This is a genomic window from Sinorhizobium garamanticum (assembly GCF_029892065.1).
GTDB lineage: Bacteria > Pseudomonadota > Alphaproteobacteria > Rhizobiales > Rhizobiaceae > Sinorhizobium > Sinorhizobium garamanticum.
The window spans coordinates 2,183,428-2,199,209 of record NZ_CP120373.1 but is presented as its reverse complement, the minus strand read 5'-3'; the positions used below and the strand labels follow the sequence as shown (position 1 = coordinate 2,199,209).

Sequence of the window (15,782 nt, the reverse complement as noted above, 5' to 3'; positions counted from 1 at the left end):
TTTGCTGGCCGTCATCACATCGATTTCGGTCGCGGTACCGGTTGTGTCGATCGCAACGGCGCTCGCATTCATCCGCGGGCTACCGCCCCACGCCTATTGGGGCATCCTATCTCTCGCGGCGATCATCCCGCTGTTGATTGCACCACCGATCGCCATCGGAGCTTTGAGCGTCCTCAGGCTGCTCACGATCACGATTGATCGTCTCGACAATTGCGTCCGCTACGATCCGCTCACCGGCTTGCTCACGCGCCTCTACCTGCTGAATCAAATCCGCGAGCAACTGGCGATCGGCGGCACATTCCTGATGATCGACGCGGACCATTTCAAGTCGGTCAACGACACTTACGGACACGACATCGGCGACGAAGCTCTGAAGTGCCTCGCCAACGTGCTCAGAGCAGCGCTGCCGCCCGATGCGTTGGCGGGACGACTGGGCGGCGAGGAGTTTGGTGTCTTCCTCCCCGCGAAAGCCAATGTCGAAGCGGCGCACCTTGCCGACGCGCTCTGCAATGCCATGCGGCGATCCGGGAAGATCATCGCAGGACACAGGATCAATCTCACGATCAGTATTGGCGTTGCCCAGCATCGGCCATCAAACACGCTTGAGCAGACCATGAAGCTCGCCGATGAGGCACTCTACCACGCCAAGCGAACCGGGCGTGACCGTTATCACATTGCCGCCGACAATGAATCCGACGCAACCCCTGCGACGGCGTCGATCCGCGCGCACCGCGAGCGGCGCCTGCAGCAACTTGCGGCAGCCAACAGCTAGCCGGCGGCGCCGGTTACAATGCAGAACTGCGAACTGGTTATTCCCCGGCATGGCTTCCCGGGTCGCGGGTTATCCGCCTCGGGTTGCGTCCGCGACGAGCGCGTCCCTGAGGGACCGTTTCTCTCCACCACGACCAATCGCTACAAGCCTCCTGCGCGGCGCGAGGGGGTCACGCCCGCGCAGGAGGGAAGGCGAGCCTCTTAGAGGTGGCGGCCCGAAGGGCGGCTCGCCAGCGACACGTCCTTCGGGCCAGGGAAGCCAAGCCGGGAGGCCATGCCTGCTCACCCTAGCGAAATCGGCACTGCAAATATCTCAGATTGGTGTCACGGGTGTCGGATTTGTGTGGCGCTCCGTCAGAGCGATCATCGAACGCGCGGTTCAGGAATCTCCCGGAAACAGGACGTCGAAATGCTCGGCCGACCCGACGCGGCCTGCATGCGAAATACAGGGCAAAAGGGTAGACCTCCCGTGCGACGCAATATGGCGGTCGCGCCGCACAGGAGGAGACCGGCTTCGGCGCGAAGGTCGGCGCGCCCGCATTGCAACCTGCAGGCTTGGGCGGGAAGCCTTGCCTGTTCATGCTACCTTTCTCAACGCCGCCGGTATCCCGAATTAATGTCGCGGCTCTCAGATTCAGACGGCAGCAGACTGGATTGAGACGCTCACTCTTGGTCTCCCCCGCCGACAGGCGACGGTTCCGTGCCGCGCTTCAAGTCTTGCGGCGGATCAACTCCGTCGGGAAAATTCCGTAGGCCGCCTTGAAATAGCGGCTGAACCGTCCGGCATTGGTGAAGCCCCAACGCAATGCGATCTCCTCGACCGATGTCCCTGGCTCACGCAGAAGATCAGCGCGCGCCCGCTCCAATCGGACCTGACGTTGGTACGCGCCAACAGAGACGCCCACGAACCGTCGAAAGCCCTGTTGTAGCGCGCGAAGACTAACCCCCGACAGAGCTGCAAGCTCAGTGCCGCTTGGAATCATCTGCGCGTGCTCATGGACGAAATCCACGGCGAGCTTCACATGCTGAGGCGCGATCATCGGCGCCGGTCGGCGCAGGATCTCCGAGTAGCTGTTCGGCCACGTTTCGAGCACCAGGTCGACCAAAGTCTCGCGAATCCGCTCTGCTGTCAGACTCATCCGGTTAAGCTGCGGCCCGAATTCCGGACCCGTGATGCACATCACCAAAGCCCTCAGCGCGCTGGCGCCGCCGGATGCCATATCAAACGCCGGTTGGAAGACCGGCTTCTCGACGACCGGATGGCCGAGCAGGGCAGACAGCCGCCCGGCAAACACGGGCCGATCGATCACCACGCCGCAAAACGAGCTGTCGGCGAGAAATTCCATTGATCTGCAAGCCAGGCCTTCGGCCGCGACCGCGGTCGTCGGCGAGCTCATGACATTCTCGCGGCTCTGCTGGAAAACGATGCTGCCGGCACCTGGGAACATGAAGAACACGCCGTCATAGAGCCGCTTTGGGAATATCCTGAATTCGCCCTGGACCCGGCTTCGGCTAAAATCGATGCCGGCGACCTGACCATAGGTGCCGGACATGGTGAATCGATCCGCAGCCCGAATGGGCTCGATCCTGACCGGCGCAAACCGCTGACCGATGTGCTCCGCTAGACCGTCCGCGTCTTGCAGCTCAAAATTCACTACCGACTGGACCGAGCGAGCGAGTGCCCGTTCCGGCATAGTGTCTCCTCACAAGTCTTGGCAAAATCAAAAAGGCGCCTGGCCAGCCAGCCGGCTGATCCAGGCGCCTCATGCGCTGATCGACCTCCTGCCCGAAGGACCGGTTACAACCTCACGGTCATCTCAAACCCGCAATCGCCCGAACGCATGCGCAGGATACGGACAAATCGCGCAAGATTCTTTCGAATTGGTGCCGCAAATGTCCAATTCGTCCGTATGGAGGCGGAAACCGGCACGTTTGTCGCGCTCGTTTCGAGGACGCCCATGCCCCCGCACTAGGCGATCGAGCGTCGGTAGCCAGCGGGCGATTTTCCAGTGAAGCGCCTGAAGACCGCGCCGAAATGCGATTGGTTCGAAAAACCGCACATCAGGGCGATTGATACGATCTCAAGCTTTGGATCGGCCAAGTAGGCCTTGGCCTGCTCGATGCGAACCATCATTACATATCGGTAGGGAGTCATCCCGAGCGACGCTCTGAAGCGGCGGAAGAACTGCTCGCGGCTGAGACCGGTGATCGCGGCAAGCTCGTTGACGCTGATCTCGCTGGAGAGATTGGCTTCGATATAGTCGACCACTGCCCGGAACTGGTTCGATCCAAGCCTGTCAGGAACCCTGTTCCGCACAACTCCGTCGGTGGAGTGGATCTGCAAAACATGCGCCGCCATCGCCCTGGAGAGGAACTCCGCCTTCAGGAGATTGCTCCGGGGAGGGTCGTCTAGCGATACGCGGATCGCGTGAAGAAGGAAATACAGCGCCCGATCTTCGATCGCGAACGCCGGTATGATGGCCCGATCCGAGCGGTGCCTCGCAAAGAGATCATCGGCGACCTCCTGCATCAGGTCGCCTCTGAGAAAAACGTGAACGGCATTGACGGGCACAGCGATCTCGTCACGCACCGCCATGCCTGCCGGCGTTATCGTAACAAGGTCGGACGACAGCACCGCATGGTGCTGCTCTTCGCCCACCGTGCGGCGCAGTTCGATTCCCGTAAGGGTCGATGCGAACCAGATATCTGGAATTGCCCTGCGGATTGCGAGATGAGGCCGCTCGTCGGTCACCGCGGCGTAGAGATCGGACCAGCCGAAGCCTTCGCTAGATTTGACGACGGTAACATCCGGATGCACGTGCAACGAGGTTTCCGCTCGGCTGTATTCACCCGTGGCGCCGATCACCGCCAGTTGTCGACCGGCCCCATTGTTTCCATTGGGATCGAGTGTCGAGTGCTGATCTGTCCGCCCCAAATTGCGATACCCCCCGCAAACCTCCTTTTCACCATCACGGATCGCAGCCCCGACCACGTGATCGAGAGAGGTGCAAATCGCGGCAATCCGTCTGATATCTCCCTTATACGTAATGTTATATCATTGCAATCGGCGCAAGAATTAGTCCGAAATTGGCCCAAAGTATCGACGCGTTCAGTTTGCTGGCAGCCGCTACAAGCGACCAGCGCGCGCAGAATCTCCAAGGCTGTCTCCATCCAAAATCCGCTCATCGGCCTCAACAGGCCCAGCTTATCTTGTCTCTCGCTCATTCCTGCGAGGGCGCTTCAGACGAAACGCGCAAAAATAGACGCTTCGCGCAAAAAAACATCGCCCGGTTGCTGTGCGAGACCAATTCCGCGGATCGCACGAACATGCGCGTGACTATCTTGTTATTCAGGAGTTTGCGGTTGGGGATTTGAGAAACTGAACAACGACAAGGTTAATCTCGCGCTGTATTTAGGATCGCGCCATGCTATCCGCGACCGAGCAGAGCTCTCTGTCCTGACACGTGAGCGCTCCCCTCAGCATCAATCACTTGCACAAGCACGACAGCGGGCCAAGCTGGCGCGCGCTTTTCAATCTCAATCAGGAGGAAAGCAGCCGATGAACGTTGAAGCGCACCTTGAAACCTTGCAGCGCAAGCATGGCGAGCTCGAGCGCGAGATCCAGGAGGCACTCGCTCATCCGTCGGTCGACGAGATGGAGCTCCATGGCCTCAAGCGTCGCAAACTCCATCTCAAAGACGAGATCGAGCGGCTCAAGGCGACAGGGATCAACGCGTCATCCTGACTTTGGACGCCGCGGGGAATGCCGCTCCGCGCGCTAGACCGCGCCGTCAAGGTTGACCGCGCGGCGGACCCTTTCTTGCAGCATCAGCGGTTACCGGCGGTGCTGCTTTGGAGCGCTTGTCGATGCGGTCGCGTCGCCTTGCTTCCCCAGCGCGGCTTCTCGCTGGCAACCGCAATTCCGTCATCGGCGTCCCGAAGGGTCAAGTGACTAAAGGCCGCCGCCGGAGCTGGCGCACCCAGATGGTAGCCTTGGCCGACCTCGCAGCGCTCCGCCTCAAGGAACAGGAGCTCATCTTTCGTCTCGATTCCTTCCGCAAGAACGGGCAGGCCAAGTCCGCGCCCAAGCCCAAGCACGGCCCTGATGATCGCAGCCGACTTTTCGTTCTGCTCAACCGCACGCACGAACGATCCGTCGATCTTGATCAGATCGAAGGGGAAAGAGCGCAGATGCGACAGCGATGAGAATCCGACGCCGAAATCGTCCATCGCGATGCGCACGCCGAGCGCCTTGACCTGGCGTAGGGTCGCAAGCGCGCGGTTCATGTCCTTGATCAAAGCGGTCTCGGTCACCTCGAGCTCCAGCCGGCTTGGCGACAGGCCAGTGTTGAGCAGCACCTCGTGGACGGTTCGCGCGAAATGCACGCTGTGCAACTGCACGGCCGAGACATTGACCGCAATTCGGAGCGGATTCCTCCAGCGGACCGCTTCGGCGCAGGCCTCGAGCAGCACCCAATTCCCGATTTCCAGAATAGCGCTTGTCTCTTCGGCGATCGGGATGAAAACCGCCGGAGCGATGTCACCGCGTTCTGCATGTTCCCAGCGCAAGAGCGCTTCAAATCCGACGACTTCGCCCGAACTGATCCTGCTCTGGGGCTGGTATTCGACGCGCAGTTCCCCGCGCGTGATCGCTTGACGCAGATCGCGCTCAAGCAGGCGCCGTTCTCGCGCTTCGACACCCATAGCGGCTTCGAAAAAGCGATAGTTGTCGCGCCCTTCTGCCTTCCCACGATAGAGAGCGATGTCAGCATGGCTAAGCAGCGTTTCGCGATCCTCGCCATCGGTCGGAAAAAGGGCAATGCCGATGCTCGTCGTGATCGGTGGCTTGTCGGGCGAAGAAGCATTCTCCGCACGAAGCGCGGCGAGAATGTCCTCGGCAATCCTGCCCGCCGCCATCGGATCCGGCAGATCCGGCGCAATCACTGCGAATTCATCGCCGCCCAGCCGGGCCAGCATCTGCCCGTCCCAAAGGACACCTTGGATTGCGCGGGCGACCCTCTGCAAATGCTCGTCACCGGCAGCATGTCCGAGCAGATCATTCACCTCCTTGAAGCGATCGAGATCGAGGCAGAGGACCGCGAGCGCTTTGCCGTTATGGACACAGCTCGCTGTCGCAAGCTCCTGATCGAGCCGCGCGACGAAGCTGCCGCGGTTGGCCAATCCCGTCAGCGAGTCGTGATGCGCGAGATGATAGAGGTCCGCCTCCGCCTGCATGCGGTCCCGCGCATCGCGTATTGAAAGGCCGCTCAGCCCAGCACTAACTGCGACGAGAGCGAATGGCGCGAGCGATGCCCATTCGATGCTCGTTGGGACCATTGTCGAACGAACGCCCAAATAGTGCATCACCGCGAAACCGGCTCCAAACAATGCCCCGCTCAGCGCAACATTGGCAAAGAGCATCCTCCAGGGCCTGTCCTTCACGCCGCCACTCGTCCTCGCCGAAGTCAAACAACATGCCGTGCATGCCACGACTGCAAGAGCCGACACAATATTCCCGCATCCAAAGGAAGAACACGCGTACTCAAACACAACTAATACCCCGAACCTTCCGGCGCACTGACCGCCGAGACCAATTCAAACGATCTGTCGTTTTGTCACGACAGTGCTCTTTGACTTCAACGACTCACGCGCGGCCTGTTAAGGCGCGCTAAATTCGAAGGACGTCCTGTGAATGGGGCGTCACTTATTTTGCGTGTTGTGTCTGAGAATTCGCGCGCTGTCCGGTGGGAGCGGCGCCTGCTCGCATTCCGCAACGATGTTCCGTCCATTTCGAGCAGATGTTGCAAACGCCCGCCGCGCACGTCGGCGGACCGACCGCACTTGTCGGTTCTGCGTTTCAATCCTCGACCTCCACGATCGCGAGTTCAGTCAGCGAACGTCGAGCCACACCGTGTCCGGCAAAGAGAGTGAGAGGGCTGCGCCCGGTTTCGCGACGGGTTGGAGGTCGAGAGAGAGGCTCTCTGCCGCCCGTCGCGGAGACTGACATCATGGCCACTGCCGTTCAGAAGATCACCCTCAGCGCCTCGCGCGACATCCCCTTCAACAAGCTGGTGCTCTCCCAGTCGAACGTCCGGAAGATCAAAGCCGGCGTCTCGGTCGAGGAGCTTGCCGAGGACATCGCCCGCCGCGGCTTGCTCCAGAGTCTCAACGTGCGTCCCGTGTTCGACGCCGAGAGCAATGAGACGGGCATGTTCGAGATCCCTGCTGGCGGACGGCGCTACCAGGCCCTTGCGCTTCTGGTGAAGCAGAAGCGCCTCGCCAAGACCGCCCCCGTACCCTGCATCGTGCGCGATCCCGCCGTCGGCATCCTCCCGGAAGACGACTCGCTTGCAGAAAACACCCAGCGCGTCGCCCTGCACCCGCTCGACCAGTTCCGTGCCTTCGTGGCGCTGCGCGAGAAGGGGCAGTCCGAGGAGGAGGTCGCGGCGGCCTTCTTCGTAACCGTCAATGTCGTGAAGCAGCGTCTGCGCCTCGCCTCGGTGTCGCCCGCCCTGCTCGACATCTATGCCGAGGACGGCATGTCGCTCGAGCAACTGATGGCCTTCACCGTGTCCTCCGACCATGCGCGTCAGGAACAGGTCTGGGAGGCGCTCCAGAAGTCCTGGTCGAAAGAGCCCTACCAGATCCGGCGCATGATGACGGAGAGCACCGTGCGCGCCTCCGACAAGCGCGCGCAGTTCGTCGGTCTCGATGCTTATGAAGCGGCCGGTGGCGCCATCCTCCGCGATCTCTTTCAGTCGGACGACGGTGGATGGCTGCAAGATGTTGCGCTGCTCGACCGCATGGTGACCGACAAGCTCAAGGCGGCTGCCGATGAGGTTGCGAAGGAAGGCTGGAAGTGGATCGAAGCGGCGGTGAACCTGCCTTACGGCATCGCCTACGGGCTGCGCGAACTCGCCGGCACTCCGACCGATCTCTCGCCCGAGGAACAGGCGACGATCGAGGCGCTCAACGCCGAATATGCCAAGCTTGAGGCACAGTATGAGGGCGCGGACGAAATCCCCGACGAGATCGATGAACGTCTTGGCGAGATCGAGAAGGCCCTCGCTTCCTTCGACGACCGCCCTGTCATCTACGATCCCGCCGAGATCGCCCGTGCCGGCGTCTTCGTCAGCATCGAGGCTGACGGCTCTCTCTCGATCGACCGCGGCTATGTGCGCCCGGAAGACGAAGCGCCGCTGACCGTCGACGGCGAAACGGGTGAGGTCGAGCAGAACGGCGCCGATCCCTCTGATCCGTCCGCACCGGCCGTCCAGCGCACCGTCGTCACGATCGGCGGCCAGAGCACCGAGGCAGAGGAGGAAGACGACGAAATCCTCAAGCCGCTGCCGGACCGACTGGTGACCGAGCTCACCGCGGAGCGGACTTTGGCCCTGCGCGACAAGCTGGCAAACACCCCATCGGTCGCGTTTCTCGCGGTCCTTCACAAGTTCTGCCTCGACGCCTTCTCCCGCTATTCATCGCACGGCGTCGCCATAGAGGTTTCCGTGCGCAGCGCCGTCTTCCCGGTGCACGCATCCGGCCTCAAGGCCACGCTGGCGGCGCGCGCAATCGAAGCGCGGCACAAGGCATGGGAAGAACGGCTCCCCAAAGACCGTGCCGAGCTTTGGGACTGGCTCAGCGCGCTTGAGGGCAACGAGCAGGCGGCCCTGTTCGCCCACTGCGCCTCGTTCGGCGTCAACGCCCTCTACGAGCGGGCGGATCGCTACGGGAGCGGTGCGATCACGGCGCACGGCGTCGAGCAGCGTCTCGCAGAGGCTGACCGGCTCGCGCGCGCCGTCGAGCTCGACATGGTCGAGGCCGGCTGGCGGCCCACGGCCGACAACTATCTCGGCCGCGTCACCAAGGCCCGTATCCTCGAGGCAGTCCGCGAGGCAAAGGGCGAACGGGCGGTGCAGCTCATCGAGCACCTCAAGAAGGGCGACATGGCCAAAGAGGCTGAACGCCTGCTGGCCGACAGCGGATGGCTGCCCGAACCCCTCCGGCTGGCGGATATCGAGGCGGATGACGCCCTCGAAACCTCTGACGAAGAGGAGGCGTTGCCCGCCTTCCTCGCCAATGACGATGAGCAGACCGCCGCGGACGACGCTGCCGAGCAGATGATCGCCGCCGAGTGATCCACCCCTGACCATCGCGGCAACTGCCGCCTCCCCCTTCCAAGCCCGGCCTTAGCGCCGGGCTCTTTTACTTCAGGAGACCATCATGGCGGACTATTTCACGCGCTTTTCATGTCTGCTCGACGTCGGGACACCCGACAACGGAGATCGCGCGCTCGACCTTTACAATCAACTCTGCGAGGAAGGCGTAGCCGAGGATCCACCCTCGGACGGCTTCCTCCTTTCGATCCAACCGGAGCATGGCGGCACGCGCCTCTGGATGCATGACGGCGGTTCGGGCGACCCACAGCGCGTGATCGATTTCGTGCTGATCTGCGCGAAGGAGTTCAAGCTCACCGGGCTCTGGGGCTTCCAGTACGCCAACACCTGCTCGAACGCCCGCGTCAATGCCTTCGGTGGTGGCGCGCATGTACTCGATCTCGGCACACGCGAGACCATCGCCTGGATCTCGACGCATGCCTGGCTCGAGGACACGCTTGCGGGGACCGGAGGGGCGTCATGAGTATTCCGGATTACGCGCGCGCAAATTTCCAGACCCTGCTCCGCGCCGCAGAAGCCGGCGATCTCGCGCTCATGGAATGTACGGATGCCCAAACCCGCGAGTCGCGCTATGTGATCTGCGCCGTTGGATGGGAAAACGGAGACTATCTCTTCACGCCCTTGGGCCATCTCGCCGACGGTAATCCCTACGAGGCCTACGTTCCGCCTGCGAGTGAGCCCGATCGCACGTAAGCTCCCACCGATTAGCTTCGCATAGCCGCACCGACCGCAATCGGTGCGGCTATTTTTCTGCAGCAGAGGGCAACCTGCACCAGTGCCGGGCGCGCGCCTCCCACGCGTCGTGCCCTCGCTGCCACTGCACGGCTAGCCCCTCCGCTACGAGGACGGCGCCAACATCGCGTCCATCAACCATCAAACGTCCCAGCGTGCGACCGTAACGATCCCGACCACCGCTTCGATCAAGATCGATTGCGCGCGCCGATCTCAGTAAGGAACGCAGGCGCTCCTTCGCCTCCAGCCCGCGCACCATTTCTGCTTCGCATCGCGGTTCTTTCGTCTCCGGCGCATCGATGTCGAGCAGGCGAATTCGCTCGCTCCCAATGGCGACCGTATCGCCGTCGATGATGATGACCTGCTCGTTTTCGATCGGCGCGCCAAAGGCGAGCGTCGATGACACTCCAATGATCACAGCGATCGCTAGCAACGGTCCTCGGCTCATAGGGCTCCTCTGACAATGGCGCGTCTTCAATCGCAATCGGGCGCGCAACAGCAGCGAACCCCCACGACACCCATCGCCCAGCTCTGCGAGCAGATCAATCACTCGCGCTCCAAGAGGGAGAGGCGGCCGGGACGGGTTTGAGCCGCAGGGGTCGAGAGAGAGCACCCGGCGGTTCGCTCCGTCCCGCTCTCCTCGAGGTTCCCATCATGACCAGTTCTTCCGTTTCCACGGCCGCTGTTGCGGCTGCGCCGCTACCGCTCGCGCCCGCGACTGACCCGGGCTTTGCCTTGATCCAAGCCGCGCGTCTCCTTCTGCCCCATCTCGAACGCGGCGAGCGCGTCGACGCCGTCGCGCTGCGCGATGCCATGCAGACCGCCTTCGGTGCCTCCGACGCGTCCGGCACCTGGGACTGGAAGACCGCTTATGACGCCTGCGAGGCGGCCACGGTCCTGTTCCTGCGCAAATACGGAAAGGCGCTTTTCAGCCGTTCCGGCTCTTCGGCTGCGCGCCTTTCCGCACTCGGCAAGATCGCGGGCCTTCTCCCGACCCACACCCGCCGTTCGGAAGAATCCCAGGCCTTCCAGCAATTCTCGACGCCGGTCACGCTCGGCTATGCCGCGCTCGCCGCTGCCGCCATCACGCCGGCAGATCGTGTGCTCGAACCATCCGCCGGCACCGGACTCCTCGCCGTCCTCGCCGAGATCGCCGGCGGCGTGCTCGCGCTCAACGAGCTCGCAGAGACTCGGGCAAGCCTGCTCGCCTCTCTCTTTCCGACTATCCCCGTCACCCGCTTCGACGCCGCGCAGATCGACGATTATCTTGATCCAGCGCTCGTCGCGAGCGTCGTCCTGATGAACCCGCCCTTTTCGGTCATGGCGCATGTCGACGGGCGCGTCGCAGACGCTGGCTACCGCCACATCGCCTCAGCACTCGCGCGCCTCGCCGATGGCGGCCGGCTCGTCACGATTACCGGGGCGAATTTCTCGCCAGAGGCGCCCGCCTGGCGTGACGCATTCGTCCGCCTGCAGGAACGCGGTAGCGTCGTTTTCACCGCGGCGATCGCCGGCTCTGTCTACGCCCGCCACGGCACCACGATCGAGACCCGCCTGACCGTCATCGACAAGATGCCGGGTGAGAACCCGACGGCATTTCCATCGTCGCCCGGCATGGCTCCCGACGTCGCGACGCTGCTCGACTGGGTCACAAGGCTCGTGCCACCGCGCCCGGCTGTGACCTCACCCGTCGTCGTGCCCGCGGCTATGCGCGCGGCTCGGCCGCAACCGGCCCGCTCCGTCCTGACGCGGCTGGTGGTGCCGCCGACGATCGCCGAGCCCGAAGGCATCGAGCTCGCCTATGAGACGATCGACTGGACGCCGGGCGAGAGCGACCGCCTCACCGATGCGCTTTATGAGGGATACGCTCTTCAGTCGATCCGTATTCCCCGCTCTCAGGCGCATCCAACGAAGCTCGTGCAATCGGCTGCGATGGCGTCGGTCGCGCCGCCCAAGCCGAGCTATCGGCCGCATCTGCCGGCGAACATCATGTCGGGCGGCATCCTCTCCGACGCGCAGCTCGAGAGCGTCGTTTATGCCGGCGAGGCGCACACCGACTTCCTCGCCGGATCCTGGACTGTCGACGAAACCTTCGACGTCGTCGCAGCGGCGCGCGATGACGCCCCGAACGCCGTCCGCTTCCGCCGCGGTTGGTTCCTTGGCGACGGCACCGGCGCGGGCAAGGGCCGGCAGGTTGCCGGCATCCTGCTCGACAACTGGCTGAAGGGCCGCCGCCGCGCGGTCTGGGTATCGAAATCTGACAAGCTGATCGAGGACGCGCAGCGCGACTGGTCGGCGCTCGGTATGGAGCGTCTGCTTGTGACGCCGCTCTCCCGCTTTCGCCAAGGCACGCCCGTCCGACTCTCGGAAGGCATCCTATTCACCACCTATGCCACGCTACGCTCCGACGAGCGCGGTGAGAAGGTTTCGCGCGTGCGCCAGATCGTCGAATGGTTGGGCTCCGACTTCGATGGAGTGATAATTTTCGACGAGAGCCACGCCATGCAGAACGCCGCCGGCGGCAAAGGAGAACGCGGCGAACAGGCCGGGTCGCAGCAGGGTCGCGCGGGCCTCAGGCTCCAGCATGCCCTGCCGAACGCTCGCGTCGTCTATGTCTCGGCGACCGGCGCTACCACGGTGCATAACCTCGCCTATGCGCAACGGCTCGGGCTCTGGGGCGGCGAGGATTTTCCGTTCGCCACCCGCGCCGAATTCGTCGAGGCGATCGAGGCGGGCGGCGTTGCGGCCATGGAAGTGCTTGCGCGCGACCTGAAGGCGCTCGGCCTCTATGCCGCGCGCTCGCTCTCCTATGAAGGCGTCGAATATGAGCTTGTCGAGCACGAGCTGACGCCCGAGCAAATCCGCATCTACGACGCCTATGCCGGCGCCTTTTCGATCATTCACAACAATCTCGACGCGGCGATGCAGGCCGCCAACATCACCGGCGAGACGGGCACGCTCAATGCCCAGGCCATGTCTGCGGCGCGCAGCGCGTTCGAGAGCGCCAAACAGCGTTTCTTCTCGCACCTCATCACGAGCATGAAGACGCCGTCGCTGATCGCCTCGATCGATCGCGATCTCGCCGCGGGCCACTCGGCCGTGATCCAGATCGTCTCGACCGGCGAGGCGCTGATGGAACGTCGCCTGGCGGAAATACCGACCGAGGAATGGAACGACGTCCAGGTCGACATCACGCCGCGCGAATATGTGCTCGACTACCTCGCCCACTCCTTTCCGGTGCAGCTCTACGAGCCCTTCACCGACAGCGAGGGCAATCTCTCCTCACGCCCCGTCTATCGCGACGGCCAACCGGTCGAGAGCCGTGAGGCCGTGGCGCGCCGTGACCGCCTGATCGAGAAACTCGCCTCGTTGCAGCCGGTCCCCGGCGCACTTGACCAGATCATCCAGCGCTTTGGGACTGAGATGGTCGCCGAGGTGACGGGCCGCTCGCGGCGCATCGTGCGCAAGGGTGACCGTCTCGCGGTCGAGAACCGCGCCGGCTCCGCCAACCTCGCCGAGACGCAGGCCTTCATGGATGACGAGAAGCGCATTCTGGTCTTCTCCGACGCCGGCGGCACCGGCCGCAGCTATCACGCCGAGCTCTCCGCGAAGAACCGGCGTCTGCGCGTGCACTACCTGCTCGAGCCGGGCTGGAAGGCCGACACCGCCATCCAGGGACTCGGGCGCACCAACCGCACGAACCAGCAGCAGCCGCCGCTCTTCCGGCCGATCGCCACCAACGTGAAGGCGGAGAAGCGCTTCCTCTCCACCATCGCCCGCCGGCTGGACACGCTCGGCGCCATCACCAAGGGCCAGCGCCAGACGGGCGGCCAGGGCCTGTTCCGGCCCGAGGACAATCTGGAGAGCCACTATGCCCATGACGCGCTGCGCCAGCTCTATCTGCTGCTGGTCAAGGGCAAGGTCGATGGCTGTTCCTTGCAGATGTTCGAGGAGACGACTGGGCTCAAGCTGACCGATGCGAATGGCATCAAGGACGAGCTTCCGCCGATCACCACCTTCCTCAACCGGCTGCTCGCGCTCACCATCGACCTCCAGAACATCCTGTTCACCGCCTTCGAGCAGCTGCTTACGAAGCGGATCGAAGGCGCAATCGCATCCGGCGTCTATGATGTCGGGCTGGAGACGCTGACAGCCGAGAGCTTTGTCGTCACCGACCAGCAGACGATCTACTCCCATCCCGGCACGTCGGCCGAGACCCGGCTTCTGACGATCACGCAGCGCGAACGCAACCGGCCTGCCACACTGTTCGATGCGCTGCGCCATCTCGACGATCCGCGCGCCGTCCTGCTCGTCAACGAGCGATCGGGGCGGGCAGCCGTGCAGATCCCGACCACGAGCATGATGCTCGACGATGGCGAGATCGAACGCCGCGTCCGGCTCATCCGGCCGATGGAGCAGCAGAACATTCCCGTTGCGTTGATGGGCGAGACCCGCTGGGTCGAGGCCGATCGTACCGCTTTTGCCTTGGCGTGGGAGCGCGAAGTGTCATCGGTGCCCGCATTCACCGACAGCACGATCCACATCGTCAGCGGCTTGCTCCTGCCGATCTGGAAGCGCCTGCCGAACGAGTCGACGCGGGTCTATCGCCTGCAGACCGACTCGGGCGAGCGCATCATCGGCCGCCGCGTCTCCCCGGCCTGGGCGGCGACCGCCTGCGTCACCGGCGGGTCCAGCCTCTCACCGGACGGGGCCTTCACGGCGCTGATGGAGGGGCGCACCGTCCTCGATCTCACCGAGGGCCTGCAGCTCCGCCGCGTCCGCGTCATGGGCGCCCACCGGATCGAGCTCTCCGGCTTTTCCGACACCATGCGCGAGCGCCTCAGCGCCTACGGCCTTTTCCACGAGATCATTTCGTGGAAGCTGCGCATGTTCGTGCCGACTGATGCGAGCGGCCCTGCGATCCTCGCGAAGGTGCTCGAGCGCTATCCGATCGAGCGCATCGGTGAGCGGGAGGCTGCATGATGGCTCGCCTCGACGCCTCCGAACTCGCACAGCGTCTCGGCCGGGAGGCCGAGGCGGTGTGCCGCCATTATCTCTCCGCCGGCCATCGCGAGGGCAATTACTGGCTCGTCGGCGACGTCCGCAACACGCCCGGCCGCTCGATGTTCGTGCGCCTGAAAGGCCCGGCATCCGGCAAGGGCGCGGCCGGCAAGTGGACCGACGCCGCCACGGCAGAACATGGCGACCTGCTCGACGTGATCCGCGAGAGCTGCGGCTTCGTCGATTTCAAGGATGTTGCCGAGGAGGCTCGCGCCTTCCTCAGCCTGCCGCGATCAGATCTGGACCCATCGCCCAGGCACCGATCGGCCCCGGCGCCGGGCCGGTCTCCCGAAGCAGCACGTCGGCTCTTCGCCATGTCACGACCGATTCCCGGCACGCTCGTCGAGACGTATTTGCGCACTCGCGGCATTACGGCTCTGCACGGAACCGGAAGCCTGCGCTACCACCCCCAATGCTACCATCGGGCCGATGAACACGCGCCGACCGAAACCTGGCCGGCAATGATCGCCGCGGTTACCGATCTCGATGCGCGCATCACCGGCGCGCATCGCACCTGGCTCGATCCCGACGGGTTCCACCCCCTCCGACTCGGCAAGGCGCCGATCGACACGCCACGCCGCGCTATGGGCGATCTTCTCGGGCACGCCGTCCGCTTTGATGTCGCCGGCAGCGTGATGGCGGCCGGCGAAGGTATCGAGACGATGCTCTCGCTGCGCATGGTGCTGCCGCACATGCCGATGACAGCCGCGCTCTCGGCCGCGCATCTCTCCGCGCTCCTGTTCGGCCCGCTGCTCCGCCGGCTCTACATCGCCCGCGATAACGATCCGGCCGGCGATGCGGCGCGTGACTGCCTGATCGAACGGGCCCAGGCGGTCGGGATCGACACGATCGTCCTGTCGCCCGCACGTGGCGACTTCAACGAGGATCTCCGGCAGCTTGGCGTCGATGCCCTGCGGGCGGGGATCCGGACGCAACTCGCAGCCGAGGACGTCGCCCGCTTCATGGCGCTGGCGGCATAGCCGGTAATGGGAACGAGGGGGCGCTGCGCTTCGCGTCCCCTTCATCGCCCGGTTGCCCAGT

Annotated in this window: 11 protein-coding genes; 7 read left to right on the top strand and 4 right to left on the bottom strand. The window is 63.8% G+C overall.

The annotated features are described in order from the left end of the window. The first annotated feature begins 43 nt into the window (after positions 1–43). Entirely contained in the window at positions 44–772 is a 729-nt protein-coding gene (locus PZN02_RS10205; RefSeq protein ID WP_280657890.1) for a GGDEF domain-containing protein, read from the top strand. A 709-nt stretch (positions 773–1,481) separates the two neighbouring features. Here PZN02_RS10205 and PZN02_RS10200 read toward each other — a convergent pair. Both PZN02_RS10200 and PZN02_RS10195 read right to left on the bottom strand, forming a co-directional pair. Next, entirely contained in the window at positions 1,482–2,465 is a 984-nt protein-coding gene (locus PZN02_RS10200) for an AraC family transcriptional regulator (RefSeq protein ID WP_280657889.1), read from the bottom strand. A 275-nt stretch (positions 2,466–2,740) separates the two neighbouring features. Further along, entirely contained in the window at positions 2,741–3,706 is a 966-nt protein-coding gene (locus PZN02_RS10195; RefSeq protein WP_280657888.1) for a helix-turn-helix domain-containing protein, read from the bottom strand. Positions 3,707–4,330: 624 nt separating this feature from the next. On the opposite strand from PZN02_RS10195, the gene PZN02_RS10190 reads away from it, so the two are divergent. After that, positions 4,331–4,516, top strand: a complete 186-nt coding sequence (locus tag PZN02_RS10190; RefSeq protein ID WP_280657887.1) for a YdcH family protein — start codon at positions 4,331–4,333, stop codon at positions 4,514–4,516. Between the two features lie 83 nt (positions 4,517–4,599). On the opposite strand, the gene PZN02_RS10185 is transcribed toward PZN02_RS10190, so the two are convergent. Beyond that, on the bottom strand, positions 4,600–6,213 hold the full coding sequence (locus PZN02_RS10185; protein ID WP_425336235.1) for a putative bifunctional diguanylate cyclase/phosphodiesterase: 1,614 nt from the start codon (positions 6,211–6,213) through the stop codon (positions 4,600–4,602). Positions 6,214–6,779: 566 nt separating this feature from the next. Here PZN02_RS10185 and PZN02_RS10180 point away from each other — a divergent pair. The 3 genes from PZN02_RS10180 (at position 6,780) to PZN02_RS10170 (ending at position 9,641) form a co-directional block, all read left to right on the top strand. Further along, positions 6,780–8,909, top strand: a complete 2,130-nt coding sequence (locus PZN02_RS10180) for a ParB/RepB/Spo0J family partition protein (RefSeq protein WP_280657886.1) — start codon at positions 6,780–6,782, stop codon at positions 8,907–8,909. 85 nt (positions 8,910–8,994) lie between these two features. After that, positions 8,995–9,411, top strand: coding sequence for a hypothetical protein (locus PZN02_RS10175; RefSeq protein ID WP_280657885.1), 417 nt, complete (start codon positions 8,995–8,997; stop codon positions 9,409–9,411). Next, positions 9,408–9,641: a DUF6117 family protein gene (locus tag PZN02_RS10170; RefSeq protein WP_280657884.1), complete on the top strand. Its 234-nt coding sequence runs from the start codon at positions 9,408–9,410 to the stop codon at positions 9,639–9,641. Before PZN02_RS10175 ends, PZN02_RS10170 begins: the two co-directional genes overlap by 4 nt. A gap of 49 nt (positions 9,642–9,690) precedes the next feature. On the opposite strand, the gene PZN02_RS10165 is transcribed toward PZN02_RS10170, so the two are convergent. Next, positions 9,691–10,086, bottom strand: coding sequence for a thermonuclease family protein (locus PZN02_RS10165; protein ID WP_280657883.1), 396 nt, complete (start codon positions 10,084–10,086; stop codon positions 9,691–9,693). Between the two features lie 248 nt (positions 10,087–10,334). Between PZN02_RS10165 and PZN02_RS10160 the strand changes: the two genes are divergently transcribed. Both PZN02_RS10160 and PZN02_RS10155 read left to right on the top strand, forming a co-directional pair. After that, a complete protein-coding gene (locus tag PZN02_RS10160; RefSeq protein WP_280657882.1) occupies positions 10,335–14,663 on the top strand; it encodes a strawberry notch family protein in 4,329 nt (1,442 codons plus the stop codon). Next, positions 14,663–15,721 (top strand): DUF7146 domain-containing protein, encoded by a 1,059-nt coding sequence (locus PZN02_RS10155; protein WP_280661450.1) that lies wholly within the window; start codon positions 14,663–14,665, stop codon positions 15,719–15,721. Before PZN02_RS10160 ends, PZN02_RS10155 begins: the two co-directional genes overlap by 1 nt. Positions 15,722–15,782 lie beyond the last annotated feature (61 nt).

Bases quoted from the DNA above. Each gene is read 5' to 3' on its own strand.
- PZN02_RS10200 (WP_280657889.1), bottom strand. From the start codon at position 2,465: ATGCCGGAACGGGCACTCGCTCGCTCGGTCCAGTCGGTAGTGAATTTT.
- PZN02_RS10190 (WP_280657887.1), top strand. From the start codon at position 4,331: ATGAACGTTGAAGCGCACCTTGAAACCTTGCAGCGCAAGCATGGCGAG.
- PZN02_RS10180 (WP_280657886.1), top strand. From the start codon at position 6,780: ATGGCCACTGCCGTTCAGAAGATCACCCTCAGCGCCTCGCGCGACATC.
- PZN02_RS10175 (WP_280657885.1), top strand. From the start codon at position 8,995: ATGGCGGACTATTTCACGCGCTTTTCATGTCTGCTCGACGTCGGGACA.
- PZN02_RS10170 (WP_280657884.1), top strand. From the start codon at position 9,408: ATGAGTATTCCGGATTACGCGCGCGCAAATTTCCAGACCCTGCTCCGC.
- PZN02_RS10160 (WP_280657882.1), top strand. From the start codon at position 10,335: ATGACCAGTTCTTCCGTTTCCACGGCCGCTGTTGCGGCTGCGCCGCTA.
- PZN02_RS10155 (WP_280661450.1), top strand. From the start codon at position 14,663: ATGGCTCGCCTCGACGCCTCCGAACTCGCACAGCGTCTCGGCCGGGAG.